At 72.4% G+C, this 25969-nt stretch carries 27 protein-coding genes and 1 pseudogene; 9 read left to right on the top strand and 19 right to left on the bottom strand.

Going from position 1 to position 25969, the window contains the following annotated elements:
* Positions 1–212 (bottom strand): annotated as a pseudogene (locus AB0C27_RS52825) (hypothetical protein); the annotation flags it as partial.
* Positions 213–424: 212 nt separating this feature from the next.
* On the opposite strand from AB0C27_RS52825, the gene AB0C27_RS52820 reads away from it, so the two are divergent.
* Positions 425–685, top strand: coding sequence for a hypothetical protein (locus tag AB0C27_RS52820; protein WP_346115594.1), 261 nt, complete (start codon positions 425–427; stop codon positions 683–685).
* Between the two features lie 26 nt (positions 686–711).
* Here the strand turns inward: AB0C27_RS52820 and AB0C27_RS52815 are convergent, their stop codons facing one another.
* Genes AB0C27_RS52815 through AB0C27_RS52805 form a run of 3 tightly spaced genes read right to left on the bottom strand, consistent with a single transcriptional unit; the run spans position 712 to position 4894 of the window.
* Entirely contained in the window at positions 712–1716 is a 1005-nt protein-coding gene (locus AB0C27_RS52815; protein WP_357862327.1) for a BadF/BadG/BcrA/BcrD ATPase family protein, read from the bottom strand.
* Positions 1713–2621 carry an N-acetylmuramic acid 6-phosphate etherase gene (locus AB0C27_RS52810; protein WP_357862325.1) on the bottom strand — a complete coding sequence of 303 codons (909 nt, stop codon included), beginning with the start codon at positions 2619–2621 and terminating at the stop codon, positions 1713–1715. Before AB0C27_RS52810 ends, AB0C27_RS52815 begins: the two co-directional genes overlap by 4 nt.
* Positions 2622–2638: 17 nt before the next feature.
* Positions 2639–4894: an alpha-N-acetylglucosaminidase TIM-barrel domain-containing protein gene (locus tag AB0C27_RS52805; protein ID WP_357862323.1), complete on the bottom strand. Its 2256-nt coding sequence runs from the start codon at positions 4892–4894 to the stop codon at positions 2639–2641.
* 89 nt (positions 4895–4983) lie between these two features.
* On the opposite strand from AB0C27_RS52805, the gene AB0C27_RS52800 reads away from it, so the two are divergent.
* The 4 genes from AB0C27_RS52800 to AB0C27_RS52785 all read left to right on the top strand — a co-directional run bounded on the left by AB0C27_RS52800 (position 4984) and on the right by AB0C27_RS52785 (position 9430).
* On the top strand, positions 4984–6264 hold the full coding sequence (locus tag AB0C27_RS52800) for an ROK family transcriptional regulator (RefSeq protein ID WP_357862321.1): 1281 nt from the start codon (positions 4984–4986) through the stop codon (positions 6262–6264).
* 76 nt (positions 6265–6340) lie between these two features.
* Complete coding sequence (locus AB0C27_RS52795) at positions 6341–7663, top strand: extracellular solute-binding protein (RefSeq protein ID WP_357862319.1); 1323 nt, start codon at positions 6341–6343, stop codon at positions 7661–7663.
* On the top strand, positions 7653–8612 hold the full coding sequence (locus AB0C27_RS52790; protein ID WP_357862317.1) for a sugar ABC transporter permease: 960 nt from the start codon (positions 7653–7655) through the stop codon (positions 8610–8612). Before AB0C27_RS52795 ends, AB0C27_RS52790 begins: the two co-directional genes overlap by 11 nt.
* 2 nt (positions 8613–8614) lie before the next feature.
* Positions 8615–9430 carry a carbohydrate ABC transporter permease gene (locus tag AB0C27_RS52785; RefSeq protein WP_357862315.1) on the top strand — a complete coding sequence of 272 codons (816 nt, stop codon included), beginning with the start codon at positions 8615–8617 and terminating at the stop codon, positions 9428–9430.
* Between the two features lie 38 nt (positions 9431–9468).
* Here AB0C27_RS52785 and AB0C27_RS52780 read toward each other — a convergent pair whose 3' ends face one another.
* From AB0C27_RS52780 to AB0C27_RS52755, 6 genes are all read right to left on the bottom strand, one after another.
* Positions 9469–10713: an FAD-dependent oxidoreductase gene (locus tag AB0C27_RS52780; protein ID WP_357862313.1), complete on the bottom strand. Its 1245-nt coding sequence runs from the start codon at positions 10711–10713 to the stop codon at positions 9469–9471.
* A 110-nt stretch (positions 10714–10823) separates the two neighbouring features.
* On the bottom strand, positions 10824–12437 hold the full coding sequence (locus AB0C27_RS52775; RefSeq protein ID WP_357862311.1) for a helix-turn-helix domain-containing protein: 1614 nt from the start codon (positions 12435–12437) through the stop codon (positions 10824–10826).
* 54 nt (positions 12438–12491) lie between these two features.
* Positions 12492–12833 (bottom strand): TraR/DksA C4-type zinc finger protein, encoded by a 342-nt coding sequence (locus AB0C27_RS52770; RefSeq protein ID WP_357862309.1) that lies wholly within the window; start codon positions 12831–12833, stop codon positions 12492–12494.
* Positions 12834–12984: 151 nt separating this feature from the next.
* Entirely contained in the window at positions 12985–13761 is a 777-nt protein-coding gene (locus AB0C27_RS52765; RefSeq protein ID WP_357862307.1) for a rod shape-determining protein, read from the bottom strand.
* A gap of 324 nt (positions 13762–14085) precedes the next feature.
* On the bottom strand, positions 14086–14454 hold the full coding sequence (locus tag AB0C27_RS52760) for a hypothetical protein (RefSeq protein WP_357862305.1): 369 nt from the start codon (positions 14452–14454) through the stop codon (positions 14086–14088).
* A gap of 279 nt (positions 14455–14733) precedes the next feature.
* A complete protein-coding gene (locus AB0C27_RS52755) occupies positions 14734–16026 on the bottom strand; it encodes a dicarboxylate/amino acid:cation symporter (RefSeq protein WP_357862303.1) in 1293 nt (430 codons plus the stop codon).
* A gap of 145 nt (positions 16027–16171) precedes the next feature.
* On the opposite strand from AB0C27_RS52755, the gene AB0C27_RS52750 reads away from it, so the two are divergent.
* Positions 16172–16888 (top strand): GNAT family N-acetyltransferase, encoded by a 717-nt coding sequence (locus AB0C27_RS52750; RefSeq protein ID WP_357862301.1) that lies wholly within the window; start codon positions 16172–16174, stop codon positions 16886–16888.
* Positions 16889–17008: 120 nt separating this feature from the next.
* Here AB0C27_RS52750 and AB0C27_RS52745 read toward each other — a convergent pair whose 3' ends face one another.
* The 3 genes from AB0C27_RS52745 to AB0C27_RS52735 are packed head-to-tail and all read right to left on the bottom strand — an operon-like array spanning position 17009 to position 19019.
* On the bottom strand, positions 17009–17689 hold the full coding sequence (locus tag AB0C27_RS52745; RefSeq protein WP_357862300.1) for a hypothetical protein: 681 nt from the start codon (positions 17687–17689) through the stop codon (positions 17009–17011).
* Between the two features lie 35 nt (positions 17690–17724).
* The gene (locus tag AB0C27_RS52740) at positions 17725–18708 is read right to left on the bottom strand and encodes a hypothetical protein (RefSeq protein WP_357862298.1); all 984 of its coding nucleotides are present in this window, start codon (positions 18706–18708) and stop codon (positions 17725–17727) included.
* Positions 18699–19019, bottom strand: a complete 321-nt coding sequence (locus AB0C27_RS52735; protein WP_357862296.1) for a hypothetical protein — start codon at positions 19017–19019, stop codon at positions 18699–18701. Before AB0C27_RS52735 ends, AB0C27_RS52740 begins: the two co-directional genes overlap by 10 nt.
* 139 nt (positions 19020–19158) lie before the next feature.
* Between AB0C27_RS52735 and AB0C27_RS52730 the strand changes: the two genes are divergently transcribed.
* Both AB0C27_RS52730 and AB0C27_RS52725 read left to right on the top strand, forming a co-directional pair.
* Positions 19159–19548 (top strand): YbaB/EbfC family nucleoid-associated protein, encoded by a 390-nt coding sequence (locus AB0C27_RS52730; protein ID WP_357862294.1) that lies wholly within the window; start codon positions 19159–19161, stop codon positions 19546–19548.
* Positions 19549–19631: 83 nt separating this feature from the next.
* Entirely contained in the window at positions 19632–20099 is a 468-nt protein-coding gene (locus AB0C27_RS52725; RefSeq protein WP_357862292.1) for a YbaB/EbfC family nucleoid-associated protein, read from the top strand.
* 40 nt (positions 20100–20139) lie between these two features.
* Here the strand turns inward: AB0C27_RS52725 and AB0C27_RS52720 are convergent, their stop codons facing one another.
* From AB0C27_RS52720 to AB0C27_RS52700, 5 genes are all read right to left on the bottom strand, one after another.
* The gene (locus AB0C27_RS52720) at positions 20140–20889 is read right to left on the bottom strand and encodes an SDR family oxidoreductase (RefSeq protein ID WP_357862290.1); all 750 of its coding nucleotides are present in this window, start codon (positions 20887–20889) and stop codon (positions 20140–20142) included.
* Between the two features lie 109 nt (positions 20890–20998).
* Positions 20999–21364: a MerR family transcriptional regulator gene (locus AB0C27_RS52715; RefSeq protein ID WP_357862288.1), complete on the bottom strand. Its 366-nt coding sequence runs from the start codon at positions 21362–21364 to the stop codon at positions 20999–21001.
* A complete protein-coding gene (locus tag AB0C27_RS52710; RefSeq protein WP_357862286.1) occupies positions 21361–22836 on the bottom strand; it encodes a DHA2 family efflux MFS transporter permease subunit in 1476 nt (491 codons plus the stop codon). The genes AB0C27_RS52715 and AB0C27_RS52710 overlap by 4 nt, the downstream gene beginning before the upstream one ends.
* Positions 22833–23132, bottom strand: a complete 300-nt coding sequence (locus AB0C27_RS52705; protein WP_357862284.1) for an NAD(P)H-dependent oxidoreductase — start codon at positions 23130–23132, stop codon at positions 22833–22835. Before AB0C27_RS52705 ends, AB0C27_RS52710 begins: the two co-directional genes overlap by 4 nt.
* 60 nt (positions 23133–23192) lie before the next feature.
* Positions 23193–23687, bottom strand: a complete 495-nt coding sequence (locus tag AB0C27_RS52700; protein WP_357862282.1) for an HAD domain-containing protein — start codon at positions 23685–23687, stop codon at positions 23193–23195.
* Positions 23688–23755: 68 nt separating this feature from the next.
* On the opposite strand from AB0C27_RS52700, the gene AB0C27_RS52695 reads away from it, so the two are divergent.
* A complete protein-coding gene (locus AB0C27_RS52695) occupies positions 23756–24295 on the top strand; it encodes an AAA family ATPase (protein WP_357862280.1) in 540 nt (179 codons plus the stop codon).
* 13 nt (positions 24296–24308) lie between these two features.
* Here AB0C27_RS52695 and AB0C27_RS52690 read toward each other — a convergent pair whose 3' ends face one another.
* Entirely contained in the window at positions 24309–25640 is a 1332-nt protein-coding gene (locus tag AB0C27_RS52690; RefSeq protein ID WP_357862279.1) for a PHB depolymerase family esterase, read from the bottom strand.
* Between the last annotated feature and the right edge of the window lie 329 nt (positions 25641–25969).

Raw genomic sequence — 25969 nt, 5'->3', positions numbered from 1 at the left:
GTGCCCTTGAGGAAGCCGGTCGTCGGGCTGCCGCCCGCGACCCAGGCACGCTCCGCGGGGGTGGCGAAGCCCCAGCCGAAGGTCTTGTCCAGGAATGCCCAGAGGAAGGTCCAGCCGAGCGCGATCCGGGCGAGGGCCCAGACGTAGCCGGCGGCGGGGCGGGGCGTCGCGGTGGTGGCGTTCACGACGGGGCTGTTGATGGTGGCGGCCATGACGGCCCCCTTTCAAGGGGTGATCTACCGTTTCGCTGTCACCCCAAGCACACCGTCTTCGCGGTTCGCGCGGCAGTGCCGGACAGCCCGCACAGCCCGGGACCTTCGTCACTTCACCGGCATCGGGCCCTCTTGGGGACGATCTCCGCCGAGTGGTGTGGCCGACGGCCGCGTTTTGCCTGCTCTTGGTGGCCGTCCTGCCACCGTGGAGTATGCGAACCTCGAGGGAAGATCGGTGGCTCAGCGCCCTTCGCAACCACGCCGCCCAGCTCGCGTTCCCGGACTGGACACCCCAGAGCGGCGACTGGGCACACCTGTACACGGGCTTCGTGGACGACGGCACGCCGTACACGGAGGTGTCCGTCTACCGGGCGGGTGACGGCGGGGGCCATGTCCGCATCCACTATCAGCGGTACATCGGCGACGAGCTGACGGCGTTCTGGACGCACTTGGTCGACGAGATCGCCGAATGAGCGGGTGGGTTCGTGGGTGGCGCCGATCAGCGGGTGTGCGGCGAGGGCGCGCCGCGGTCCGCGGCGAAGACGTAGAGGTACGGGTGGCGTGAGCGCAGCTCGCCGCGGGCGGCGGCTCTGGCCAGGGCGAGCGCCCCGTCCACCGAGGTGCCCAGCGGCGGCGTGGGACGGGCCTCGGGCAGCAGGGCCCGTACGGCGGCCAGGAACGGCTCCATCAGCAGGTCACCCGCGTCGAAGAGGCGTCCGCCCCAGGAGATGACCGGCTCGACCCCGGTCGCGGCGGCGACGGCGGCCTGGCCGAGCTGCCGGCCGGCCTCGTCCCAGATGGCCCGCGCGACCTGGTCCCCCTCGTGGGCCGCGTCGGCCACGGACGGGGCGAACGAGGCCAGGTGGTGGGCGGGCGAGGCCGACTCGTAGACGAGCGCCACCAGGTCCAGGGGGTGGCCGAAACGGGCGGTCAGGCGTTCCAGCAGGGCGGGCGACCCGCCGCCGCGGCCGTCGTGGGCGCGCAGGGCGGCCTGGAGCCCGTACATGCCGATCCACGCGCCGCTGCCGTGGTCGCCGAGCAGGTGGCCCCAGCCGTCCGACTGGTTCCAGACGCGGTCGAGGTCGGTGCCCAGCGTGATGACGCCGGTCCCGGCGGCGACGACGACTCCCGGCCGGAACCCGAGCGCGCCGACGTGCGTGGTCACCGTGTCGCCCGCGACCGCGAGCGCGCCCAGCTCGAAGCGTTCGCGCAGGGCGTGCCACAGCGGCTCCGGCTCCCTGACCAGGCCGGGCATTCCGGTCACCCCGATGGCCATCCCGGCCAGCCGCCCCGGCCCCCGGCCCGTTCCCGCCTGCCCGCCGGCGCGGGTGGCGTTCTCGATGACCGTGGTGATGCCGGCGGCCAGCCGGTCGAGGTCCACCCGGCCCCCGGCGCGCGGCGCCGGGGAGGTGTCCTCGCCGTGAGCGGCCCCCTCGCCGCTCTCGACGCGGGCCCTGATGCCGCCGCCGCCGACGTCCACGCCCGCGAAGCCGAGCCCGCTCATCCGGCCTGCCCGCCCAGGGCGGCGACGGCCGCGCGGACGCCGGGATGCGCGGCGAGCGCGGCACGCGCCCGGTCGGGCGGGCAGCCCGTGAGCAGCCGGACGAGCGCCTCCGGGATCCGCCCGCCGGCCTCGGCCAGGGCGTCCCGGCAGACCGCCGCGTCCTCCCCCGTCGCCTCCACGAGCAGGCTCACGGCCCGCGTCCGCAGCTTGGCGTTGGTGGCCACGAGCCCGACCATGAGGTTCGAGTACGTACGTCCCGCCTTGATCATGAGTGCCGTCGAGAACGCGTTGAGCAGGACCTTGGTGGCCGTGCCCGCCTTCAGCCGGGTGGACCCGGTGAGCGCCTCCTCGCCGGTGTCGGCGACGACGACGATCTCGGCCGACTCGCGCAGCGGCGCGCCGGGATCGCAGGTGATCAGCACGGTGAGCGCGCCCGCCGCGCGGGCCGCCCGCAACGCCCCGGCCACGTACGGGGTGGTCCCCGACGCGGTGATGCCGATGGCCACGCTGTTCTCGCCGAGCTCGGCGCCGGCCGCGTCGGCGGCACCGAGCTCCTCGGCGTCCTCCCGGTCGACGGACGCGTCGGTGAGCGCGCCGGGCCCGCCGGCGAAGTGGGCCGTGAACAGGCCGGGGGCCACTCCGAACGTCGGCGTGATCTCGGTGGCGTCGAGCACCGCCAGCCGCCCCGACGCGCCGGCGCCGAAGTAGTGCACGCCGCCGCCGCGGGCCAGCCGTACATGCGTCTCCTCCACCGCCCGGGCGAGCGGCCCGGTGGCGGCGCGGGCGGCCTCGACGGCTCTGGCGTCCTCGTCGAGCAGCAGCCGGAGGGCGGCTTCAGGATCCAGGGTGTCGATCCCGGTGGTGCGCGGGTTGCGGCGTTCTGTCGGCGGGGCCGGCTGGGGCATCGTGCTCCTGCTCCTCATCAGTCGTGGTCCGTGGACTGGGCGTTCGAGCCGGTCTGGGCCGGCGGGCGGGTCTGGGCGAGCGGGCCGGTCCGGCCCGCGTACGCGGTGAGGAGTCGGCGCGACTCCGTGGCCAGGTCGCCCAGGTCACGCGGGGCCGGCGGCGGGCCCTCCCGCAGGAAGAGCTCGGCGCGTTCGCGCAGCCGTTCCCGCAGCTCGGCCTCCACGCCATCGCCGGGTCCTGAGAGCGCGCGATCGGCGCCGCGGTCAGGAGTGTGATCGAGGGCACGGTCGAGGCCGCTCGCCCACAACGCCCAGCGGTCGCGGTAGTAGCCGCCGACGAGCCCGCTCCAGTGCCGGCCGGCGTAGTCGTCGAGCAGCGGGCTGTCCGACGTGCCCCATACCGTGATCATGCGGCGGGCATTGTCGGCCAGGATCTCGCGCTCCGCGGCGTCGGCGGCGTGCGCCAGCGCCTTCGACTCCCAGTGCAGGAAGGTGTACTCGGGGCGGCAGGCCAGCATCCGGTCCAGGTCGTCGAAGACCCGCAGGAACCGTTCGAGCTCGGGCCCGGCGGCGGCGCCGAGCCGGATCGAGCGTTCGACGGCGTCGAGGTGGCAGCGGTCGGCGACCCTGGCCATGTAGGCCACGCCCACCTCGGCGAGGTCGTGCCCGAGCGGTCCCGCCAGCAGGTCGCGGTCGTGCTCGGCCACCTCGATCAGCCGTTCCCAGGCCCGCGCCAGCACGTCAGGCCGGTACCAGAGGACACGGACGGCGTCGGCACGGAGCTCGGCCAGGCCGCCGGGGATCCGCGCGTAGGAGGGGGCGGCGGTGATGACGCCCTTGAACTGGTCGGGGGCGATCCGTACGCCCCGCGCGTCGTAGACGGTGCCGAGCAGCCCCCGCCAGGCCGCCCGCAGCTCGTCCGCCCACCTGCCCCCGGTGCCGTAGCGCTGGGAGACGAAGGCGTCGAGCCAGGCGTCGAGGTCGGGCACCTCGTTCCAGATCTGGTCGGCGACGAGCTCGAAGAAGACGGGGTTGTTGCGGGTAGCCTCCATGGACAGGCCGATCCCCGCGGGCGGGCTCGGCGCCGCCAGGGCCGCGTCCATCCCGGCCGGGACGCCGCGCAGGTCGGCGCCGGGATCGGTGCGCCCGCCGAAGTTGAGCAGCGCGCACCAGAGCCAGGGCTTGCCGGAGAACTCGCGGAAGCGGCCCCACAGCGGGTCGTGCTCCGCCCACAGGTCGGCCACGAGCATCCGGTCGTCCGGGATCGCGTCGAGGAAGGCGTTGACGCGCTCCTCGGTCCAGAAGTCCCGTTGGTAGGAGAACGGCCACGCCTGCATGAGCCAGACCGCGTCCGGGTCGGCGGCCTGGAGGGCGGCCAGCGTCGCCGCCGCGACGGCGCCGGGGAAGGCGGGGTCGGCGTCGATGGGGATCATCTCGATGAACGGGTCGGCGGCGTACAGGTGGTCGGTGCCGAAGAGCGTGATCTGCGTGCGGGCGATCTCGGCGCCGATCCGCTCGTACAGGGGGTCGGCCGGGTCGAGGACCCAGGTCTCGAACCCCTGCCAGGTGCGGCGGCCGGCCCGTGCCGTGGCCGCGACCTCGGGCGGGACGTGCCCGGTGAAGGCCGGGAGCACGGGCGTCATGCCGAAGGCGCGCTCACGGCCGATGATGCGCGCCCCGAGATCGCGGTGGCCGTCGAGCCAGGACGCGGGCAGCGGGCCGGCGAAGCCGTCCAGGCATCCCATGAACTGGAACGGCAGGTAGCCTGGGCCGCCCAGGAAGGCGCGGATCCGCTGGTCGTCGAGGCCGAGCGCGGAGTAGGCGGCGTGCAGCACGGCCTCGTGCCCGGTGATGGCGAGCGGCATGGTGATGCCGTGCAGGGCCATCCAGTCGATCTCGCGTTCCCAGTCGGCCCAGTCCCAGTAGGGCATCGTGTAGCTGAAGGTGCAGAAGTTGAAGTAGTAGCCCTCCCTGACCCGGGCCGTGCCCTCGCGCGGCGGGGCGTCGGGCAGGGACGTCAGGCCGAGGGGCAGCGCCGTGTCCCAGCCGACGGAGGCGCCGCAGCGCTCGCGGAGGTAGTGGTGCAGCGCCACCGAGGCGCTCACCCCGTCCGTGGCGGCGATGGTCAGCACGCCGCCGGCCGCCTCGTAGGTGTACGCGCGCTCGTCACCGTCGCGGGCGGCGAACCGTACCGAATCGGCCGCGGGCCCGAGCACGCGGTGGGCCAGGCCACCGACGGTGTCCGCCCACGGCGGGCCATCACCGGACGACATCTGCAGGTCACACCCCTCGACTAATTAGTTCCGTACAGTACATAATTATTATGCTAGCGTACCGGCAACCGAACGCGAGGAGGCAGAGCATGGAGCAGGTCGTGGCCGCCGGCACGCAGTTCATGCGCGAGGTCAACTCCGTCGCCGTCGTGCGCAGACTGCGGACCGAGGGCAGGATGAGCGTCTCCGCGCTGGCCAAGGCGGTGGGGCTGTCCCGCCAGGCGGTCACCCGCTCGCTCAACGCGCTCGCCGCCGAGGGCCTGGTCGAGTTCGGCCCCGTCGATCGCGACTCCACCCGGGCCGGGCGGCCGGCGCAGCTCGTGCGGTTCAGGGCCGAGGCCGGCCACGTGCTGGGCGTGTCCATCAGCCCGCAGGACGTGCGCGTGGCGGTCGCGGACCTGGCCGGCGCGGTCACGGCCGCCGACGCGGTGCAGCTCGGCGCCCGTCTCGGCGGTGAGGAAGTGGTGGAGACGCTCCTGTCCACAGTGGACGGCACGCTGCGCACTGCTGGGATCGCTGCGGGGACCACTGCGGGGACCACAGCGGAGACCACGGCAGGCGGCCTATGGTTCGCCTCGGTCGGCACCCCCGGTATCGTCGACCCGGCGGCCGGGGTCATCAAGCTCATCCCGAGCATGCCCGGCCTGGCCGGCGACCTCCTCGTCCGCCGGCTGACCCAGGCGCTCGGCTGCCCCGTCTACCTGGACAACGACGTCAAGCTGGCCACGCAGGGCGAGCGGCGGCGCGACGCGGACCGGCGCGAGGACTCCCTGGTGATGATCCACTGGGGCGAGCGGGTCGGCGCCGGGATCGTGCTGAACGGCGAGCTCTACCGCGGCGCGTCCAACGACTCCGGCGACGTCGGGTTCCTCGACCTGCTCGGCGCCGGCCCGGCCGAGGAGACCCGGTCCTCGCGGGGTCTGGGCCCGTTCGAGGATCGGGTCGGCGGCGCGGAGATCGTGCGCCAGGCCGCCGCGGCGGCGGAACGCGCCGGCGAGACGGAGCTGCTGTCCCGGATCGAGGCCATGGGCGAGCACGCCCTCGAAGCCGTGCTCGACGCCGTCGTGGCCGGCAGCCCGGCGGCGCTGGAGGCGATCGACGTGGTGGCCTGCCGCTTCGCCAAGGGCATCGCCGCGATCAGAGCGGTCCTCGACCCGCGGCTCGTGGTCATCGGCGGGCCCCTGGCCAGGTGCGGCGAGCCGCTGCTCGCGGCACTGCGGCGGCATCTGGCGGGCGAGCCGCTGGAGCAGCCGGCGCTGGAGGTCTCGGCGCTCCAGCAGGACGCCGTCGTCCACGGCGCGCTGCTCCACTCGCTGGACGAGATCGAACGGACCAGGTTCGGCCTGGTGAGACCGGGCTCGGCCTGGTGAGGAACGGTCGTCATGAGCACCCGTCGCGCGAACGACGCGCCCCCTGATTGAGGAGACCGGAATGAGGAGACAAGCCATGCCCGGGATGACGAGACCGGCCAGGCGTGCGGCGGCCGTGGCGCTCAGCGTCACGACGGCGTTCGCGCTCACGTCCTGTGCGGGCGCGAGCAGCTCGGGAGGAGGTACGGCGCCCAAGATCGAGGTGTCGACCACCATCCCCCAGGACCCGGTGACGCTCACCCTGGCCTACAGCAACGACCCGCCCACCAAGACGCTCATCGACGGCTTCACCAAGAAGCATCCGAACGTCACCATCAAGCCCCAGATGACGCCGTTCAACGACTACATCAAGTCCATCAAGCTCGCGATGTCGTCCGGCTCGGCGCCGGACATCGCCCAGTACAACCCGGGCGCGATGAACTCCCTGGTCCCGGCCGGTCTCATCCTCGACCTGAGCCCGTGGTCCAAGGCGTACGGCTGGGCCGGGAAGTTCCCGCCGGCCAGCCTGGAGGTGCTCAGCTCCGACAAGTCGGCCAAGCAGTTCGGCACCGGCAGCCTGTACGCCGTGCCCGGCGGGCTGTCGGTGCTCGGCGTCTTCTACAACAAGAAGATCGTCACCGAGGTGCCGAAGACGCTGGCCGACTTCGAGGCCGCGATGGCGAAGGCCAAGGCCGCCGGCCGGACCCCGCTGAGCATGGGCGCGCTGCAGGTCGGCGGCTTCCAGCTGTGGAACGCGCTGCTCAACGTGACCGGCGACGTCGCCGACTACCGGTCGTGGGTGTACGGCAAGCCGGGCGGGACGATCGAGAACCCGGCCGCCCGGCAGGCCGCCCAGACCATCATCGACTGGGCGAAGAAGGGGTACATCCCCAGCGGGGCGAGCGCCACGTCGGACCCCGACGCGCTGGCGAGCTTCGCCAAGGGCGACACCGCGTTCGTGATCACCGGCAACTGGGCCGCCCAGACGCTGGAGACGGAGATGAAGGAGGACGTGGGCTTCTTCCTGATGCCCGGGCCGTCGGCGGACAAGCCGGCCCAGGTCGCCTCGGGCGCGAGCGTGGCGTACGCGATCTCGTCGAAGTCGAAGCACCCGAACGTCGCGGCGGCGTTCCTCGACTACCTGAGCTCGCCGGAGGCGGCGAAGATCGAGTTCGACGGCGGGTTCATGCCGGTCGACACCAAGGCCGAGCTCGGGGCGACGGGGCTGCGCGGCGAGATCGCGAGCGTCTTCGCGCCGGTGGCGCAGGGCAACGGGATCGTGCCGTTCCCCGACTACGCCTCCCCCGGCATGATCGACAAGCTGACTCCCGGCATCCAGGGCCTGATCAACAGCAAGCTGACGCCCGACGCCTTCCTGCGGTCCCTCCAGGAATCGTGGGACGCGCACCATGGCTCGTGAGCCGAGCGCGGCCGTCTCCCCACCGCGGGCCGCTCCCGCCCGCGGCGGGGAGACGGGCGGCGGGCCCGCCCGGCCGCCGCGGCGGCCGGGACGGCGGGCGCGGGGCTGGCTCTACGTGCTGCCCGCGCTCGCGGTCTACCTCGGCTTCGCCATCTGGCCGGCGCTGAACACGCTCCGCCTGTCGCTCCTGACCTGGGACGGCATCCTGCCGCCGGCCTGGGCAGGCTTCTCCAACTACGTCAAGATTTTTCGTGATCCGGCGCTGTACGAGGCGATTCTGCACAGCCTCGCGCTGATCGTCTTCTTCTCGGGCATCCCCATCGGCGTCGGGCTGCTCATGACGGCGCTGCTGATGGGCAAGGTGCGCCGGGGCATGACGTTCTTCCGTGTCGTCTTCTTCCTCCCCCAGGTGCTGCCGCTCGTCGCCGTCGGCATCACCTGGCGCTGGCTCTACAGCGAGAACGGCGCCGTCAACCAGCTTCTCGACGCGGTCGGGCTGGCCTCGATCACCCGCGCCTGGCTGGGCGACTACGGTCTGGCCCTGATCGCGCTCGGCCTCATCGGGACCTGGGTCATGAGCGGGCTGTGCATGATGCTCTTCCTGGCCGGCGCGCAGAAGATCGACCCGTCCCTGTACGAGGCGGCCCGGCTCGACGGCGCGGGCGCGCTGCGGCAGTTCCGGCACGTCACCGTGCCCGGGGTGCGCAGGGAGATCACGGTCGCCGGCGTCATCACCACGATCGCCGCCCTGGCCAGCTTCGACCTCGTCTTCGTCACGACCAACGGCGGCCCGGCGGGGCAGACCAACGTGCCCGGCCTGCTCGTCTACCGGCTGGCCTTCAACGAGGGCGACATCGGCGGCGCCAGCGCCCTGGCGGTCGTGCTGACCGTCATCGTGATCGCCGTCGTCTCCGCCGTCCGGCACTTCACCAGGGATGAGGAGAGTTGAGCATGCGCGGCGGTGTCAGTCTCCGGTACGGCGTCCTCGTCCTGCTGGCGGTCATGGTCCTGGTGCCCTTCGCGGGCATCGTGCTGGCCGCCCTGCATCCCTCGGGCGCGCAGCTCGACGGGCTGAGCATCCCCGACCGATGGTCGTGGGAGACCTTCGCACTGGCCTGGGAGCGGGGCAACTTCACCAACCTCATGCGGTCCAGCGTGCTGATCGCGGTCTGCGTGGTGCCGCTCTCCGTGGTGCTGGCCACGCTGGCCGGGTACGGGCTGGCGGTGCTCAGGGTGTGGGGGCACCGGACGTTGTCGTTCGCGTTCGTGATGGGGCTCACGCTGCCGATCGAGGTGATCGTGGTGGCCCTCTACTTCAACCTGCGCGAGGTCGGCCTCACCGACTCGTACGTGGGCGTCATCCTGGCCGAGGCGGCGCTGTTCATGCCGTTCGGGGTGTACTGGATGCAGACGCACTTCTCGAACGTGCCCGAGGAACTGGTCGAGGCGGCGCGCATCGACGGCGCCAGGGACCTCGTGGTGCTGGCGCGGGTGCTGCTGCCGATCTCATGGCCCGCGGTCACCACGCTGTCCGTTCTGTACTTCATGTGGTCGTGGAACCAGTTCATGCTGGTGCTGGTCATGATGCAGGACCCCGACCGGCGTACGGCACCGAGCGGGCTCGGGCTCTTCGTCGGCCAGTACACGACGGACATCCCGCTGCTCGCGGCGGCCTGTCTGATCGTCATCGCGCCCATCGTCGTCGTGTACCTCCTCTTCCAGCGCAGCTTCGTCAGCGGCATCACCCAGGGCGCCATCAAGGGCTGAGAGGACCCGGCGGAGGCGGCCCGCGCGTGGTCCCCGCGTCAGCGGAGGGGGTCGAAGTCGGTCAGGGCGGCGGGCTGCTTGCCGGTGGTGATCTGCTCGGCCAGCAGCCGGCCCGTGATCGGGCCGTGGGCCATGCCCCACATGCCGTGCCCGCCCGCGACGTACACGGTGGGGGCGCTGGTCGCGCCGACGAGCGGCCGGCCGTCAGGGGTGACGGGGCGGGGGCCCACCCAGACGTCGGTACGCTCCTCCCAGCGCACCCCGCGCAGCAGCGGCCTGGCGGAGGCGATGATGGCGTCCAGCCGGGCGGGCACCTGCGGGGCGTCCGGGTCGCGGAACTCCATGGTGCCCGCCACCCGCAGCCCGTCGCGGTAAGGCGTGCACGCGACGCGCACGTCGGGCAGGTAGATCGGCCCGGGCACGGGATGATCGACCGGCACCGTGAAAGAGTAGCCACGCCCCGCCCGCACCGGCACGCGTACGCCCCACTGCCTGGCCAGGCGCGGCAGCCAGGCGCCGGTGGCCAGCACCACCGCGTCGGCCGACAGCACGGTTCCGTTGGCGGAGCGGACGACCGCCTTGCCGCCTTCGGCGCGCACGTCGTCGACCTCGACGGCGTACACGGTCGCGCCGCGCTTCATGACGGCCTGGCCCAGGGCGTGCACGAATGCGCCCGGGTCCACGTAGCGCTGCCCGTCGAGACGTACGCCGGCCGTCAGCGCCGCGCCGGCCAGCGGAACCTGCTCGGCCAGCCGGTCCCGGTCGAGCACGGTGTGCTCGACCCGCTGCCCGGCCTCCTGGAGCCGGCGCAGCTCGGCCAGCAGGCTCCCGGCCTGGCGCCGCGTGCGGAACGCGGCGGTGATGGGCGCCGCGACGACCGGCGCGGACACGCCGTTGGCGGCCAGCACCTCGTACGCCTCGACGGCCTCGTCGTTCAGCGGCAGGTTGGCCCGCGCCGCGCGGGTCCACGACGACCAGCGGCTGTTGGCGGCGAACCTGGCCAGGAACGCCCACAGGCCCGGGTCGAGGCTCGCGGGCACGTGCAGCGGCGCCGCCGGGTTGAGCAGCGAGCGCAGGCCGTACCGCAGCACGGCGGGCTCGTTGAGCGGGACGGCCAGGCCCGGCGCGATCCAGCCGGCGTTGCCCCAGGACGCGCCGGCCGCCACGCCTCCGCGATCGACCACGTCCACCCGCACGCCACGTTCCTGCAGGAACCACGCGGTCGACAGGCCCACAATGCCCGCGCCCACCACGACCACCGACCGCGGCTCGTTGCCGCTCATGCCGACCTCCAACGCTCTGCCTGTTTCCGCTGTCGTGCACAGCATCGCCCCAGCGTGGGCCGGCCGCGTTGTGGGCGGACGACAATCGCGGCGCCGCCGTTGTGGACGGGCTACAACCGGAGTTCGTCCTCCATGGCCGCCAGCATGATCGTCATCGCCAGCCGCTGGCGGGCGTCGTCGAGGTCCAGCGGGGTGAGCTCGCCCATCTTGCGCAGCCGGTTGCGTACGGTGTTGGGATGCACCTGGAGGCGTTCGGCCGCCAGCGTGAGATCTCCCTGGGATTCCAGCCAGGCCCGCAGCGTGGGGACAAAACGGGTGCCATGCCGCGTGTCGTACCGCAGCAGCGTGCTCACCGGGCCGCGGGCAGGCGTCCTGCCCGTCCGAGCGGCCGCGCGGAGCCGGCGCAGCAGCAGGTCGTCCCAGGACTCGTCATAGGCGGGCGGGACGGAGCCGGGTGCGGCGCTCTCGTGCAGCGCCAGGCACTCGTCCGCCTCCTGGCGGCCCGCGGGCAGCTCCGCCACCTCGGCGGGCGCGCCGATCCCGGCCGCGACCCGCACCCGTGCGGGCAGCTCGGCATGCAGAGCCGTGATCCACCGCCGGGCCGCGCCGGGCTCCTCGGCGCGCAGGACGGTGTAGAGCGTGTCGCCGAGCAGCGCGCTGCGTCCCGGACGCGACCAGCCGAAACCGGTGGTGGCCTGCTCGAAGGCGAGCAGCAGCGCGGCGTGACGGTCGTCGGCGGTGTCGGCGCGTACGGCGATCACCCGCAGATCGTGCGGCGCCAGGCCCAGCCGGCTGGCCGTCGTCGCGGCGTCGGCGCTGCCTTCCAGCAGCCGGATGACCAGGTCCGACTCCACCTGCCGTTCGAGGTCGGCGCTGGCGCGGGAGCGCAGCAGGTGCAGCGCGACGGTACGCGCGCCGTCGGCCAGGGCGCGGCGGTGGTCGCCGGTCAGCGGGGCGGCACAGCTGATCCACACCGAGCCCAGCAGCTCGCGGCCGGCCCGCACCGCCACCACCATCCGCCCGGTCAGACCGTTCGCGGCGTCGGCGGGCACGAACAGGGGCTCGTCCGTCGCTGCCAGGTGCGCGAACACACCCCGCCGCTGCAGCAGCTCGCGCAGCCGGTCGGGGACGCGCCGGCCGAGGATGGTCTCCAGCCTGGCCGGGTCGCCTGCCTGCTGGGAGCGGGAGTAGGCGAGCACCCGCGAGTGCCGGTCCTCGATGGTGACCGCGCCTCCGACCACGTCGGCCAGGTTGTCGGCGAGCGCGAACAGGTCGGTCGGGCCCCGGCCGGAGGCCGTCTCGCGGCTCTCCAGGACCAGCCCGTACACCATGCCGGCCAGCTGGCTCCAGGAGACGGCGGGGTCGGCCAGCAGCACGGCCACGCCATACCGGTCGCCGAGCGCGGCGGCCCGTCGTTCGAGGTCGGCGGGCTCCGCGGGGGCGCGAGACTCGCCGGCTTCGGGCTCCTCGGGGAGGCGAGGCTCATCGGCTTCGGGCTCCTCAAGGCGTACCAGGACCGCTGTGGCCTGGGCGGCGGCCGCCCACCGTACGGCGTCGTCCAGGCCGGCGGCACCGACGGCCAGCAGCAGGTCACCGGCGGCGTGCCGGTCGGCGGTCTCGGGCATCGCCACGCCGCGCAGCCACATCGTGCGCGCCTCGGGACGGCCGCACAGCCGCACGCCGTACCCGCCGAGCACGTTCACCAGGCGGTCCAATGTGATCATCATCAGCTCCGGGTCGCCGGAAGGGGGCGGGACTCCCCGCCCCCTTCCGCGTTGTCAGGCGGCTTCGTGCCGCCGCTGGCAGTCGATGCAGGTACGCGCCAGCGGCCGGACCTTGAGCCGCTCGAACGGGATGGCCTCCGCGCAGTGGGCGCAGCGGCCGTACTCGCCGTTCGTCAGCCTGGCGAAGGCCTGGGACAGCTCGGCGATGGCCCGCTCGGCGGTGGTGATCGAGACGATCAGCTCCTGCCAGGTGCCGTCGGCGCCGCTGCCGTCCTGCTCCTGGACGCGAAGGCTGCTCAACTGCCGTGTGCGCTGCTCCAGCTGCTCCTCCAGATCCTGTCGGAGCGCCTGGAGCTGGACGCTGCTGAGGTGTGGCGTCGGGTGACTGTCGGTCATGACCAGGTGGTCCTTTCTGCGAAGGGTATGCGTCACGTACGTGCGGGGCGAGGAGGCCCGCACGAGAAGGTGGCCCGCGTCGCGACCGGTGGCCGCGTGCGGTGATATAGGCCGGTCAGCGAGCGTGATGCCGGTCGGCGCTCGCGGCCGGTCAGCGGGTGGACAAGGCCTGGCTGGAGGCCAGCTCAGGTTGCAGGCACAGCCGCATCAGGCCGCGGATGGTGGCGTGCTGCGGCTGGGGCGCCGCGCTGACCGGTAGCCGCAGCGCGCCGCGTAGCCGGCGCAGCAGCAGTTCCTGCTGTGCACCACCGCCGGTCACCAGCAGCCCCCTGGCGCGCGCGGCCGGGCGGACGTCCTCGGGCAGGCGACGTTGCAAGCTCGCCGTCATGTCGACGACGCTCTCCAGCGCGTACGAGGCCAGCCCCGCTCCGGTCGTGGCACTGAGCTGAAGGGCAGCCGCGTCGATCACGACTCCCGCACGGATCGCCACGGCCTCGACGATGCCCGCCCCGACATCCAGCAGCAGACACGGACGCGGATCGAGCACGTCGATGCCGACACCGACGGCCGCGGCCAGCGGCTCCTCCACCAGCCGCACCTCACATCCGGCGACCTCGGCCACAGCGGCCCGGACCGCCGCCCGATCGCTGGGCGAGGCCGCCACCGGCACCCCGGCCAGCACCAGCTCCAGCGGCCGGATGTCGTAGTGGCGAGTGTCCTGCACCGCCATCCGCACCAGCCGAAGGCACGCGCCGGGATCGGCCACCATGCCATGCCGAATGGGCGAGGCGACGTCCGTCCGGCCGGGACCGGGCAAGCACCGCACGATGGCCGACGGCCGGTCAGCGATGGCATGCCCGCCGACGGCCAGCGACCGCGTACGGGCGGTGCCCAGATCAAGCGCCAGAAAACGCCGAGCCGGGCTCATCTCGCCCTCCCCCGCGTCCGCGCGAGCTCCGGCCACGGATGGGCGTGGACATCAACGACAACTGCCATGACGATGATCGGCTCCTAACAACGTCAGCGGAACGGCGGCAGACCGGAGCGACCCCATGCCAAGGGGCGCTGGACGCAGGGACAGACCTGCCCGTTTCTCCTGCCGGATTGACGACCGCGAGACGTCTTCAGCGCGTGGCGACACACCTGGGACGGACACCGTTCAAGGCATCAGATGAGCGTGCGTGAGCGCAACGCGCGTCACCGGACTCCGCGGCACGGTTCGGCGGCGGAGTCCGGTGCGGGAAGACGTCGGCTACGCCTGCGGCGGGCTGCGCGATCCCGCGGTGCGATGCGCCAGTTGCTGGGGATCGCGACGCGTGTCCGCGTCGGACCCGAGCGACGGCAACAGAACCAGATGGGCGAGATCGGCCTGGCGCTCACCGCGCAGGGGCGGCCAGAACGACAGCACGTGATGCTCGCGAGCGCTGCCCGCCTGCGGCGGCAGACTGGACAGATCGGCGCCGGATCCACCCGCACTCCACACGGGCCCGGACTGCGCGGCTCCCGGAACGGCGTTGCTCGCCGGGCCGGTGGCACTGGCCACGACCAGGGACAGCAGGACCAGGACCATCGCGCCGAGGTACGCGATGGACCCTTGTGGTGTTCTCCACGGTCCCGTCATACGGCCGACCATAGCCCAGACCTCAGGAAAAGGCATTTCCGTTACTGACCGGCGACGAAAACCCGCTCCGGCCAGGACCAAAAGCAGCATGGCCAGGCCCGGAGCCGGTGCGAGCGGGGCCGCCAATCACGGCCGCGCCGACGTACCCGATGCGCTGGAGACCACCTCGTACGCTCAGCCTGTGCTGACCTTCGCGCTGGTGAGGCCGGGCACGATTTCACTCCTCTACGAGCCGGGCCGCCCCGCCGCCCGGCTCGTCGAGGTGTGCGGTTCGTCGGTTCAGGCGAGCGCCGGTTCTCCGGAGGGCGGGCGGGGTGTGGTCGCCGGTGCCTCGTGGAGTGGCTGCGGGGCGGCGTTGAGGATCTCCTCGTCGATCCGGCCCTCGCCCCTGGCGACGAGGACCGGCACCACGATCTGCCCGGCGACGTTGGTGGCGGTGCGGATCATGTCGAGGATCGGGTCGATGGCCAGCAGCAGGCCGACGCCTTCCAGGGGCAGTCCCAGGGTGCTCAACGTGAGGGTGAGCATGACGGTCGCGCCGGTCAGGCCCGCTGTGGCGGCTGAGCCGACCACCGAGACGAACGCGATCAGCAGGTAGTCGCCGACCCCGAGTTGAACTCCGAAGACCTGGGCCACGAAGATGGCCGCCAGCGCCGGATAGACGGAGGCGCAGCCGTCCATCTTGGTGGTCGCGCCGAACGGGACGGCGAAGGCGGCGTAGTCGCGGTCGACTCCCAGGCGCTCGATCGTGACCTTCTGGGTCACCGGCAGCGTCCCGACCGAGGAGCGGGAGACGAAGGCCAGCTCGATCGCGGGCCAGGCGTTGCGGAAGAACGTGATCGGGTTGACCCGGCCGACCAGCGACAGCAGCGCCGGGTAGACGGCCAGCAGGACGATGAAGCAGCCCACGTAGACGCCGGCGCTGAACTTGGCCAGCGGGGCGAGCAGGTCCCACCCGTACGTGGCGACGGACTTGCCGATCAGGCCGGCGGTGCCGATGGGGGCCAGGCGGATGACCCACCACAGCGCCTTCTGTACCAGTTCGAGCACGGAACGGGAGAGACCGAGGAACGGCTCGGCCTTGTCGCCGAGTGCGATGGCCGCCGCGCCGAGGACGACCCCCAGGAAGACGATCTGGAGGACGTTGAGCTCGGTGAAGGCGGTGACGATGTTCGTCGGGACGATGCCGGTGAGGAAGTCGACCCAGGTCCCGACGTGCTCGGGCGCCTTGGCTCCCTCCGTGCTCAGGGTGACGCCCTGGCCGGGGTTGATGACCAGGCCGAGGGCGATGCCGACGATGACGGCGATCAGTCCTGTGGCCAGGAACCAGAACAGCGTCTTGCCCGCCAGCCTGGCGGCGCCGTTCACGTTGCGCAGGTTGGCGACGCTGACCACGACGGCCGCGAACACCAGCGGCGGCACCGCCAGCTTGAGCAGCTGAACGAAGATCGATCCGACTTCGGTGAGGGTGTCGGCCAGCCAGGCGAGGCCCCAGACGCGGGCGGCGAAGCCGAGGGCGACGCCCACGACCAGGCCCAGCAGCAACTGCAGGGAGAAAGAGAAGTTCTTCACGGTGAGGAACGCTCCGGAAGGGGGGCATGCCGGTCCTGGCATGCCGGAGGGAGGGGGTGAGTGGTAGGAGATCACGGGTCGTCCTCTATTGTCCATAAAACCTATTGGTTGTATAGGTATGTGGGACACAGAAAGGACCACGATCATGACCACGGCCGCCGCCCTGCCGAGCACGGACGCGACGGCGCACCCGCTCGACGACGCGACCCGCCTCTCCCTGACCGGGCCGCACGCCCATTTCGCCGAACGGCGCGGCGACGTGCTGCGTTATCCGCCCGACGTGGCGTCGTTCGCGGCTCTTCCCCCGGATCCGGCCGAAAGCGACTGGGCCGACGTCGCCGCGCTGGCGGGGCCGGGCGGGCAGGTCGCGTACACGGGCGACGGCGTCCTGCCGCCGGACGGATGGGAGGTGGTGGCGCGGGGCCCGGGCGTGCAGATGGTCGATGACGGCGTGGCCGCGGCTCCCGACCCGGAGGCGGTCAGGCTCACCGCCGCCGACGTCCCCGAGATGCTCGCCCTGGTCGGGCTGACCAGCCCGGGGCCGTTCCTGCCGCGTACCGTCGAACTGGGCGTCTACCTCGGCATCCGCCACCGCGGCGAGCTGGTCGCGATGGCGGGCGAGCGCCTGCACCCGCCCGGCTGGACCGAGATCAGCGCCGTCTGCACCCATCCCGCCCACCGCGGGCAGGGCCTGGCCACGCGCCTCGTGCTCGCCGTCGCGGCCGGCATCCGGGCTCGCGGCGAGACGCCGTTCCTGCACGCCGCCGCGAGCAACACGAACGCGATCAGCCTGTACGAACGCCTTGGCTTCCGATTGCGCCGCACTACGACGTTCCAGTTCGTCCGGGCACCCGGCGGCTGACCCCACCCAAGTTCGTCCAGGCACCCCGCGGCTGAACCCACCCCAGGGCTTCCGGGCGCCCGGCCGGCCCCGCGCCGGGACTTCCGGGTTCCCGGACGGCCCGGCGCCGGACGGGCGGCCTCAGTCGGTGCCGCGTAGCTCGTTCAGCCGTTCCTCGGCGAACGAGCGGATCTCGTCCTCCTCGACCATGACCGCGTGCTCCAGCAGGTTCGTGTCCTGCTCGTCGGACAGGCTCGCGGCGGCCGCCGTCGCGAACAGCCGGGTCACCGCGTCGCCGTCCTCCAATCGCTGGACGATCCCCGTCAGATCGGGCTCTTCGCCGTCCTGGAGGATCAGCCACTCGGTCAGGTCCTTGAGCTGACCGGGCGGCAGGCAGGCCGCTCCCGCCTCAAGCTGCTCGATCGAAGCCTCGGTCAGGAATTCGAGCGCCTTCCAGCGGACGCCGCTCTCAGGATCGCGGCTCAGCTCGATCACCTTGGCGATGAGGGGCCCGTGCCGCTCGTCGGCGATCACCAGCGCCGCCGCGATGGCATCGTACCGGGTGCTGCGGACCGGGTGGGACAGCAGCGGCGGCAACTCGTCGACCAGCGGCGCGGCGAGGTCGGTGAGCTCGGACAGCAGCCAGGCGGCCGTCGGCAGGATCCGGTCGTCGCCGCTGTGCAGCAGCCTGCGCAGGTTCTCGACCGGGAATCCCGCGTACAGCTCGCTGAGCAGGTCGTTGGCCGCCGGGCCGACGAGGTCGGCGTCGCCCGGGTGCGCGAGGATGCGCTCGATCAGGTCCTCGCCCGTCTGCGTCTGCACCGGCTCTCCTACCTCCTGTTGCTCTTCTGCTGCTCTCACTGACCGTACTGCCGTTTGATGTCCTCTTTCAGCTGGCGCAGCGCTGCTTCCTCGCGCCTGAGCCGCTCGGCGTGCCCGGCCTCCCAGCCCTTCCTCTCCTCCTCCGCCTTCCTGGCCTTGATGCTCTTCTCCAGCATCTCCTGGGCCTTCTTGGCCTCCGCCTCGCTCATGCCCCTGGCGCTGGTGGGCGGATCGCCGTGGACTCTTCCGTCGTGGCGCGAGCCCTGGTTCGAGTTGCGGGAGAAGAAGCCGCCGCCGCCGCGCCCGCCGCCACTCCCCCGGCCGCCGCTGTTGCCCCGGCCGCCGCGCCGGTTGCCGCGGGCCATCTGCATCATGCCGTCCTTGACGGACCGGGGCCCAGTCGGGTTGCGCAGGCCGGACGGCCGCAGCGGGACTCCGCCGCGAGGGCCGGCCATGGCCAGGCGTGGCCCGGGGGGCCGCAGGTCGTCCAGGATGCGGCGCATCGGCTCGGTGACCCGGCGGCGCACGATGGGGGCGATCACCTTGCCGGTGCCCTCGCTGCCCTCGCGCAGGATCTTCCTGACCGCCTGGCGCGAGGCCAGGATCCGGGCCGTCGCGACGGTCGCCCCGACCGCCCCGCCGAACGCCAGCGCCTTGGCCACCCCGACCGCGGTGAACACCGCCTGCGTGCCCGCCGCCACCTTGACCGCCGACACCACGGTGGCGGTGCCGTCCAGGGCCGCCGGCATCACCCGCATCGCCGCGTTCGCCTGCGCGACGTGGCCGCCCTGGGCGCCGGTCCTGTTCCAGTGGGTCTCCATGCCGGCGGCGGACTGGCCGCGGTAGACCTGCTGCGTGTTGCGTACGGCGGCGTCGGCGCCGCCCGCGGCGGGGGCCGTACCGGCCTGGGCCACCCGCGCGGCGTTGCCCTCGGCCCTGACCTCGTCCTCGTTCATGTTCGGCCAGGGGCCGAGCAGCTGCATGATCCCGGCCGCCGCCGGGGGAAGCACTACAGCCATGAGCGATCGAGCTTCTGGACGCTCTCGGTGCTCGCGGCCTCGCCCTCCTGCGTGTTCCTGATCACCGCGTGCAGGTTGTCGCCGGTGCCGGCGATCGTCCCTGACAACCCGTCGAGCGCGGCCATCGACACGGCGCGGCACTCGGCGTACATGCTGGTGAACATGCCGAACAGACCGTCGTCCCCGAACGAGGACACCCCGTCGCCGCGCTCCTTCAGCGGGGAGAGCGCGGCGTTGTAGTCCTCACCGTGGGCCCTGACCCGGGTGGCTTGCTGCCCCACCGCCCCCAAGGCGATCTCAAGTCCCGTCATGGCGCAGCACAATATCGTCACTTGTCAGGATCTTCGTGATGTTTGTCGTTCATGAGACGTGAATCTCCGTGTCATGAAACACGGCCGGATGTGTCTAAACTGGTCGGCCGTCCGCTCTCCTCACCGCCGGAGGTCCTACATGCGGCCACCCACACCCGACAACGACGACGAATACCTCCACGAATACTTCGCCCAGGGCCAGCGGGTCATCCGCGACCTTCAGCAGGCGCAGGACGCCATGCGGCGGGTGGAGGGTGTGGCCAGGAGCAAGGACGGGCTGATCGAGGCGGCCGCCGTCGGCGAGGGCGAGCCGACCCGGTTGCGCATCGACCCGAGGGCGCTACGACTCGAAGAGGCGGCACTCGCCCGTGAGGTGACCGCCGTGCTCCGGGCGGCCCAGGACGAGGCGGCGCGCAAGGCGCAGGAGATCGCGGACGCGGCCGAGGGCGCCGCCGCCCTGCCCCAGCCGCTCGACGAGACGTTCGTCCGCGGCCGGGTCGAGCAGGTCGCCCGCGACCTGCTCGGATGACCCGCGCCCGGACGACCCGCCCCATCGCGGCTCGGACGACCCGCCCCATCGCGGCTCGGATGACCCGCCCCATCGCGGCTCGGATGACCCGCCCCATCTCGTACGGCCCGCTCACCCAGGACAGCCCGCCCCTGTTGGACGGCTCGCTGATCAGGCACGGAGGAAGCAGCGTGCACCACCACCCCCAGTTCGACCCCGCCGACATCACCGAGCAGCACATCGAGGAGATCGCCCGCGAGGGCGAGCGGGTGCTGGCCTGGCTGGAGACGGCACAGGAGGACCTCGACCAGATCGTGGGAGCGGGCGAGACGGCGGGAGGCCAGGTCAAGGCGACCACGGACGTGAACGGCCGCGTCCTCGCCGTCACCTACGGCCCCCGCGCGAAGCGGATGAACAGCCAGGAACTGGCCGATCAGACCCTCGCGGCGGTACGGGCGGCCCGCGCCGACGCCCAGGACCAGACGCACGAGCTCATGCGCGCGGCCATGCCGGACTTCGACCCGATCCAGGCGAACGAGCAGTTCCAGCGCCTGCTGTCCGCCTGGCAGTGACCCGCCCGCACCCCGCCCGATCTCGGGGCGTACGGGAGCGTCAGAGGAGGGTTCCGCCGGAGGCGTCCAGCCAGTGGCCGGTCACCCAGCGGCTGTCGTCGCGGGCCAGGAAGGCCACCGCGCCGGCCACGTCCTCGGGGGTGCCCACTCGGCCCATGGGGGACAGCGACGACACCCAGGCCAGCGCGTCCCCGACGAGTCTGCCCTGGTGCATGTCGGTGTCGATGACGCCGGGCGCCACGGTGTTGACGGTGATCGCGCGCGGGCCGAGCTGCTTGGCGAGGGTCGAGGTGAGCACGTCGAGCGCGCCCTTGGACATGGCGTAGCTGATGGACTGCGGCATGAACGCGCCCCGGGTCAGCATCGTGGAGATGTTGACGATCCGGCCGCCGTCGCGCAGCCGGGGCAGGGCGAGCTGGGTGACGAAGAACGGGGCAGTGGCGTTGACCGCGAAGATCCGCTCGAACTGCCCCCTGGTGACGTGCTCGATTCCGGGCTCGTCGTTGAGGATGCCGGCGTTGTTGACCAGGATGTCCAGTTCGGCGGCGTGTTCGTCGAAGGCGGCCCACAGGCGGTCGGCGTCGCCGGGCGTGCCCAGTTCGGCGCGCAGGGCGAAGGCCTGCCCGCCGGCCGCCTCGATGGCGGCGACGGTTTCCGCGGCGGCCCGCTCGTCGCCGCCGTAGTGGACGGCGACGCGGGCGCCGTCACCGGCCAGGCGCTGGGCGATGGCCCGGCCGATGCCCCTGCTCGCGCCGGTGACGAGAGCGGTCTTGCCATGGAGAGTACGCATGGTGTCTTCCTGCTGGGGGTGAGGTGGAGAAGAGCCTTCGGAAGGACGGCGGGCGCGGTCGTACGCGCGTCCGGCATCTAGGCGCCGGAGCGTCATCCACGCAGGAGGGTCAGGCGCGCGGGTCGTTCTGGAGGAAGTCCATGCTGGCCAGTTCGTCCACGGTCGCCTGGAGCCGATCGATCCGGGAACGTCCCATCCGGATGAGTTCCTCACCCGCGCCGACCCACAGACCGAGATCGCCGGAGAGGGGCGGGATGCCGGCGAGGATCTCGGCGCTCTCCTTGAGCGTGATGCCGACCCGTTGCGCGGCGAGGGCGAGCCTGATGCGGCAGATCGCGTCGACGGTGAAGCGGCGGGCGTTGCCGCCGTTGCGGTGGGCGTTGATCACGCCGTAGCGCTCGTAGAAGCGGACGGCGTTGGCCGTGACCCCGGCGGCCTTGGCCACCTGCCCGACCGTCAGCTCGGTGACGGTCATGTCCCACCTCTCGCCTTCGTCGCGGCCGGCTCTCGCCGCTCCAGTATCGCCGACGCCCGCTCCGGGGAGCGCAACCGTACGACCAGGGCCAGCGCCATCAGGACGAGGGCCGCCACCTGGGCCCAGCGCAGCGCGTCGGTGACGGCGACCGCCTGGGCGGCGCGCTCCGCCGTCCCCGGGCCGGCCAGGGCCGCGAGCGAGGCGCCGCCGGTCATGGCGCCCGTCAGCGCGGTGAACAGCGTGCTGATCAGTACGGTGCCCATGCCGTTGGCGATCGTGCTCACCAGCGACAGCAGTGCGGAGCCCGAGGCCAGGTCGGGGCCGTGCAGATTACGGCTGGAACTGGACATCGTCGGCATCATGATCGCGCCGGTGCTGGCTCCCTGGACGAATCCGAGCAGGCCGAGCAGCGGGTACGGGGTGTCCGGCCGCAGGATGATCACCTGGACGAGCCCGGACGTGATCGCGAGGCCGAGCCCGGTGCCGACGACCAGGCGGGCGCCGAGCCGTTCCAGCAGCCTGGCCGCGACCTGGAGGCTGAGGCCCATGCCGGCCGCGCCGGGGATCATCAGCGCGGCCGTGACCGAGGCGCTGTCGAGCCGCAGCGTCTGTACGTACGTCGGCATCAGCAGGGCCGAGCCGAAGTACGGGGCCGCGTACAGGGCGAGCACCGCGACGCCCCTGCCGAACGCCGGATCGCCGAACAGGCGGATCCGCAGCAGCGGCTCCGGACGGGTCAGCGCCCGGACCGAGAACGCCGCGACCAGCGCCGCGCCGGCGGCCACCGTGGCGATCCGTGCCCAGGCGGCGCTGTCGTTCGCGCCGATCCCGTACGCCACCGCGACGATGCCCGGCACCAGCAGCAGCGCCCCGGGCAGGTCGAGCCGGACCCGCTGCCGCCGTGCGGGATCGGCCGGCAGCCAGGCCAGCGTGCCGACGGCCCCCACCAGCGCCAGCGGCACGGTGAGGAAGAACAGCGCCCGCCACGACCCGGCGCCCAGGAGCGCCGCGCCGAGCACCGGGCCCAGGATCGGCCCGATCAGCAGCGGCAGGCCGCTGACCGCCGCCATCCGGCCGCGTCGTTCCGGCGCGACCGCGCCGAACCCGATCGCCATCCCCAGCGGCGTCATCAGCCCGCCGCCGAGCCCCTGCGCCGCCCGCGCGGCGATCAGCCAGCCCAGGTCGCCGGCCGCCCCGGCGACGGCCGAGGCGACCGCGAAGCCGGCCAGCGCCACCAGGTAGACGCGCCGGGCGCCCCAGCGGGCGGCGAGCCCGGGGGCGAGCGGCATCGTCGCCACCATGCCCAGCGTGTACGCGGTGATGATCCACTGGACGGAGGTCAGCGACGTGCCGAACGCCGCCATCAGCCGCGGCAGCGCCACCACGACGATCGTGGCGTCCAGCACCGCCATCAGCCCGCCGAACGCCAGCACGACCGCGGCGCGCAGTTCGGGCCTGGTCAGCTTGTTCACTGCCGGCCGGCCAGGTCGGGGATCCGGACGGAACGCAACGCACTCGCCCAGGTCCGCAGCTCGCCCATCGTCACGTGCAGCGCCTGCGCGGTGCCGGGCGGCGGGACGAACCGGCCGTCGGCGTCCAGGTGCTCCCACGCCATCGGGATCAGCACCGCCTCCCGGATCGTGGTGGCCCGCAGTTCGGGCATGACGCCGCGCAACTGCTCCACGGCCCTGATGCCGCCGGAGGCGCCGTATCCGATGAAAGCGACCGGCTTGTACGCCCATTCGGTGAAATGCCAGTTGTCGGTCATGGCGACGACGCTAGAAGTTCGCCTATGGGCGAACTCAAGCCACCGGACGACCGCCGTGGATCAGACCGCTCGCAGCCAGTGGTCGAGGGCGATGAAGTCGTCGTCGGTGAGGCCCCGGGGCGACAGGACGTGATGGAGGAGGGCCCGGCCGGGATGGTGTGCGGACACCCAGTCGCGATCGGCGTCGGTGATCGCGTCGTCGACCCAGACGAACGAGCGCCCCTTCGCCCACGCCACCAGCGTCCTGGTCTTCCAGCACAGCCCGAACCACCGGTCCTCGCGTTCGGCCTCGGCGGAGGGCTCGGGCCAGTTCACGACCGGCAGCCGTGGCAGCCCGAGCCGAGGGGCGATCTCGGCGTTCGCCTGGTCCTCCCAGGTCGTGGCCCAGACCAGGTCGCACGGCAGCGCCGCCAGCCGGAGCCCCACCTGCGGGTCGAGCCGGGCCAGGTGCCCGCCACCCGACGGCGGAGGCCGTGAGCCATCGCCGAACGGCAGGAGCGGCCCGTCGACGTCGAGGAAGAGGAGGGGGCGTTCCCGGTGGCTTGGCGGTTCCATCTGCACCGTGCTTCGGAGGTGGCCATAAATGCGAGCGGGGTCTCGATGATCGTATCTACACTGGCCGCATGCCGCTGGTGTGGGTGACGGGGAATTCCGGCACCGGTAAGTCCACGGTCTGCGGGATGTTGCGGGCTCGCGGCCACGTCGCGTTCGACGCCGATGACGACGGCTTCAGCCGCTGGATGGATCGGGACAACGGCGAGGTGGTGACCGACCCTCCGGATCCGGTTCCCGAGGGCTGGCTCGATCGGCATGCGTGGGTGATCGTCCGTGAGCGCGTCGAGGCTCTCGCCGAGGAGTCCCGTTCCCGGGTCGCGTTCCTGTGCGGGTCGGTGGAGAACGAAGCGGACGTACGTGATCTGTTCGACCTCATCGTGTGCCTGGTGATCGACGACGACACCCTCCGCCACCGCCTCGCCACCCGGACGACGAACACGTTCGGCCGGCACCCCGAGGAGCTGGCGGCAGCCCTGATGTGGAACCCTCGGCTGCAACCGATCTACGAGCGCCGTGGCGCGACGATCGTCGACGCGTCCGAGCCGCTGGCCGAGGTCGTGGAGCGGGTGATCGGCGCGGGCCACGACCTGGCGGAGCCGGGCCGGTAGCCCGCCGAAGGGCTCAGGTGCGGGTCCAGCGCTGGTTCGCGCCGCCGTGGCAGGTGTAGAGCTGGAGCCGGACACCGTTGGCGGTGCCCTGGCCCACCGCGTCCAGGCACAGCCCAGACTGCACTCCGGTGATGCTGCCATCGGAGTTCAGCCGCCAGCGCTGGTTCGCGCCGCCGTGGCAGGCGTAGATCTGGATGCCGGCGCCGTTGCCCGCGCCGGCCGCGTCGAGGCACTTGCCGCCGTAGATCCGGAGCTCACCGGCCGCGGTGGCGGTCCACTGCTGGTTGGCGCGCCCGTTGCAGTCCCACAGCTGCACCTGGGTGCCGTCGGCGGTGGCCGCGCTGGGCACGTCCAGGCAGCGCCCGGAGCCGACGCCCCTGATCTGCGCGGCGGGCGGCGGGGTCGGCGTGGTGGTGGACGAGCCGTCGTCCAGGCCGAAGAAGCGGATGGCGTGCGCGGCCATCCCGGGGTGGGGCAGGTTGTGGCCGGCGCCGCTGATCGTGTACGTCTCCACCTGCCCGGACCCGTACACCCGCCGGGTCCAGCCGGACTGCGGGCTGTCCGTGGCGGTGGGGGTCTGACTCAGCCCGTGCACGTCGGTCCACTGGTCGGTCTCCTCCTGCAGCATCGTGTACGGCAGCACGTCGTCGGCGGTGCCGTGCCAGGCCATCACCCGCGGCCGGGGCCCGGTGTAGCCGGGGTAGGCGTCCCTGACCAGGTCGCCCCACTGCCGCGGGGTCTTGTCGCCGCAGCCGGCGGGGCCGAGGCACCCGTACGGGACCCCCGCGAACGGCGCGCCGGCCTGGAACACGTCCGGGTACGTGGCGAGCAGGTTGAGCGTCTCCATCGCGCCGGAGGAGAAGCCGGTGGCGAAGACCCGCCGCGGGTCGCCGTTGTAGCGCTGCAGCACGTAGTTCGTCATGGAGACGATCGACACCGGGTCGCTGCCGCCGCCGTGCCGCAGCGCCTCGGCCGACCAGACGTCGAAGCAGTTGGACAGGCCGTTGGCGCTCTTGTTCGCCTGCGGGTAGATGACCACGAAGCCGTGCCGGTCGGCGAGGGAGGCGAACTCGGTGCCCTGGTGGAAGGACGGAGCCCAGCCGTTGCAGCCGTGCATCGCCACCAGCACGCCGGGTCTGGCCGCCACCCCGTCCGGGACGTACACGTACATCCGCAGGCCGCCGGGGTTGGCGCCGAAGCCTGTCACCTCGGTTAACGCCGCGGCCGAGGCGCCCGGCGTGGCCGTCAGGAACATGGCCAGCGCGGTGATCCCCGCCGTGAGCAGCGCCACCACAGCGGCGCCGACGCCCACGTACCGGCTCGTTCGCGGTTCGCCTCGGTTCATGGTTCCGCCTCTCCGCTGTTAGCGCTAACGCCGACGGGCCGAGCTCCTTGAAGGCAGTGGCGGAAGGTAGCGAACATGAGGCGGAAAGATACTGTCAAGAGCGCCTTAGCTTACGGTGACGGCGATGAACCCCGGCCACCTCGGGATGGGCCAGGTAGAGGCGATCAATCGAGCATGACGGGGCGATGAAAGTTTCACAGAAGCTCGGCCGGCCCAGTGGTCGATCCGAAACATTTCAACGGCCCTGGCCACCCAACGCACCAGCACAAAGCCCCTCTCGAGGAACGAGCTGTTACGAAAGTTTCACTTGATTCTTGACAACTTTCGGC

The sequence above is a fragment of the Nonomuraea sp. NPDC048882 genome (assembly GCF_040649755.1).
GTDB classification, from domain to species: Bacteria; Actinomycetota; Actinomycetes; order Streptosporangiales; family Streptosporangiaceae; genus Nonomuraea; species Nonomuraea maheshkhaliensis.
The sequence above is the reverse complement of the archived record's forward strand: the minus strand, read 5'-3'. Positions and strand labels throughout refer to the sequence as shown.

Coding starts and splice junctions, on each gene's coding strand:
- AB0C27_RS52820 (WP_346115594.1), top strand. CDS start 425: ATGCGAACCTCGAGGGAAGATCGGTGGCTCAGCGCCCTTCGCAACCAC.
- AB0C27_RS52815 (WP_357862327.1), bottom strand. CDS start 1,716: ATGAGCGGGCTCGGCTTCGCGGGCGTGGACGTCGGCGGCGGCGGCATC.
- AB0C27_RS52810 (WP_357862325.1), bottom strand. CDS start 2,621: ATGCCCCAGCCGGCCCCGCCGACAGAACGCCGCAACCCGCGCACCACC.
- AB0C27_RS52805 (WP_357862323.1), bottom strand. CDS start 4,894: ATGTCGTCCGGTGATGGCCCGCCGTGGGCGGACACCGTCGGTGGCCTG.
- AB0C27_RS52800 (WP_357862321.1), top strand. CDS start 4,984: ATGGAGCAGGTCGTGGCCGCCGGCACGCAGTTCATGCGCGAGGTCAAC.
- AB0C27_RS52795 (WP_357862319.1), top strand. CDS start 6,341: ATGCCCGGGATGACGAGACCGGCCAGGCGTGCGGCGGCCGTGGCGCTC.
- AB0C27_RS52790 (WP_357862317.1), top strand. CDS start 7,653: ATGGCTCGTGAGCCGAGCGCGGCCGTCTCCCCACCGCGGGCCGCTCCC.
- AB0C27_RS52785 (WP_357862315.1), top strand. CDS start 8,615: ATGCGCGGCGGTGTCAGTCTCCGGTACGGCGTCCTCGTCCTGCTGGCG.
- AB0C27_RS52780 (WP_357862313.1), bottom strand. CDS start 10,713: ATGAGCGGCAACGAGCCGCGGTCGGTGGTCGTGGTGGGCGCGGGCATT.
- AB0C27_RS52775 (WP_357862311.1), bottom strand. CDS start 12,437: ATGATCACATTGGACCGCCTGGTGAACGTGCTCGGCGGGTACGGCGTG.
- AB0C27_RS52770 (WP_357862309.1), bottom strand. CDS start 12,833: ATGACCGACAGTCACCCGACGCCACACCTCAGCAGCGTCCAGCTCCAG.
- AB0C27_RS52765 (WP_357862307.1), bottom strand. CDS start 13,761: ATGAGCCCGGCTCGGCGTTTTCTGGCGCTTGATCTGGGCACCGCCCGT.
- AB0C27_RS52760 (WP_357862305.1), bottom strand. CDS start 14,454: ATGACGGGACCGTGGAGAACACCACAAGGGTCCATCGCGTACCTCGGC.
- AB0C27_RS52750 (WP_357862301.1), top strand. CDS start 16,172: ATGACCACGGCCGCCGCCCTGCCGAGCACGGACGCGACGGCGCACCCG.
- AB0C27_RS52740 (WP_357862298.1), bottom strand. CDS start 18,708: ATGGCTGTAGTGCTTCCCCCGGCGGCGGCCGGGATCATGCAGCTGCTC.
- AB0C27_RS52735 (WP_357862296.1), bottom strand. CDS start 19,019: ATGACGGGACTTGAGATCGCCTTGGGGGCGGTGGGGCAGCAAGCCACC.
- AB0C27_RS52730 (WP_357862294.1), top strand. CDS start 19,159: ATGCGGCCACCCACACCCGACAACGACGACGAATACCTCCACGAATAC.
- AB0C27_RS52725 (WP_357862292.1), top strand. CDS start 19,632: ATGACCCGCCCCATCTCGTACGGCCCGCTCACCCAGGACAGCCCGCCC.
- AB0C27_RS52720 (WP_357862290.1), bottom strand. CDS start 20,889: ATGCGTACTCTCCATGGCAAGACCGCTCTCGTCACCGGCGCGAGCAGG.
- AB0C27_RS52715 (WP_357862288.1), bottom strand. CDS start 21,364: ATGACCGTCACCGAGCTGACGGTCGGGCAGGTGGCCAAGGCCGCCGGG.
- AB0C27_RS52705 (WP_357862284.1), bottom strand. CDS start 23,132: ATGACCGACAACTGGCATTTCACCGAATGGGCGTACAAGCCGGTCGCT.
- AB0C27_RS52700 (WP_357862282.1), bottom strand. CDS start 23,687: ATGGAACCGCCAAGCCACCGGGAACGCCCCCTCCTCTTCCTCGACGTC.
- AB0C27_RS52695 (WP_357862280.1), top strand. CDS start 23,756: ATGCCGCTGGTGTGGGTGACGGGGAATTCCGGCACCGGTAAGTCCACG.
- AB0C27_RS52690 (WP_357862279.1), bottom strand. CDS start 25,640: ATGAACCGAGGCGAACCGCGAACGAGCCGGTACGTGGGCGTCGGCGCC.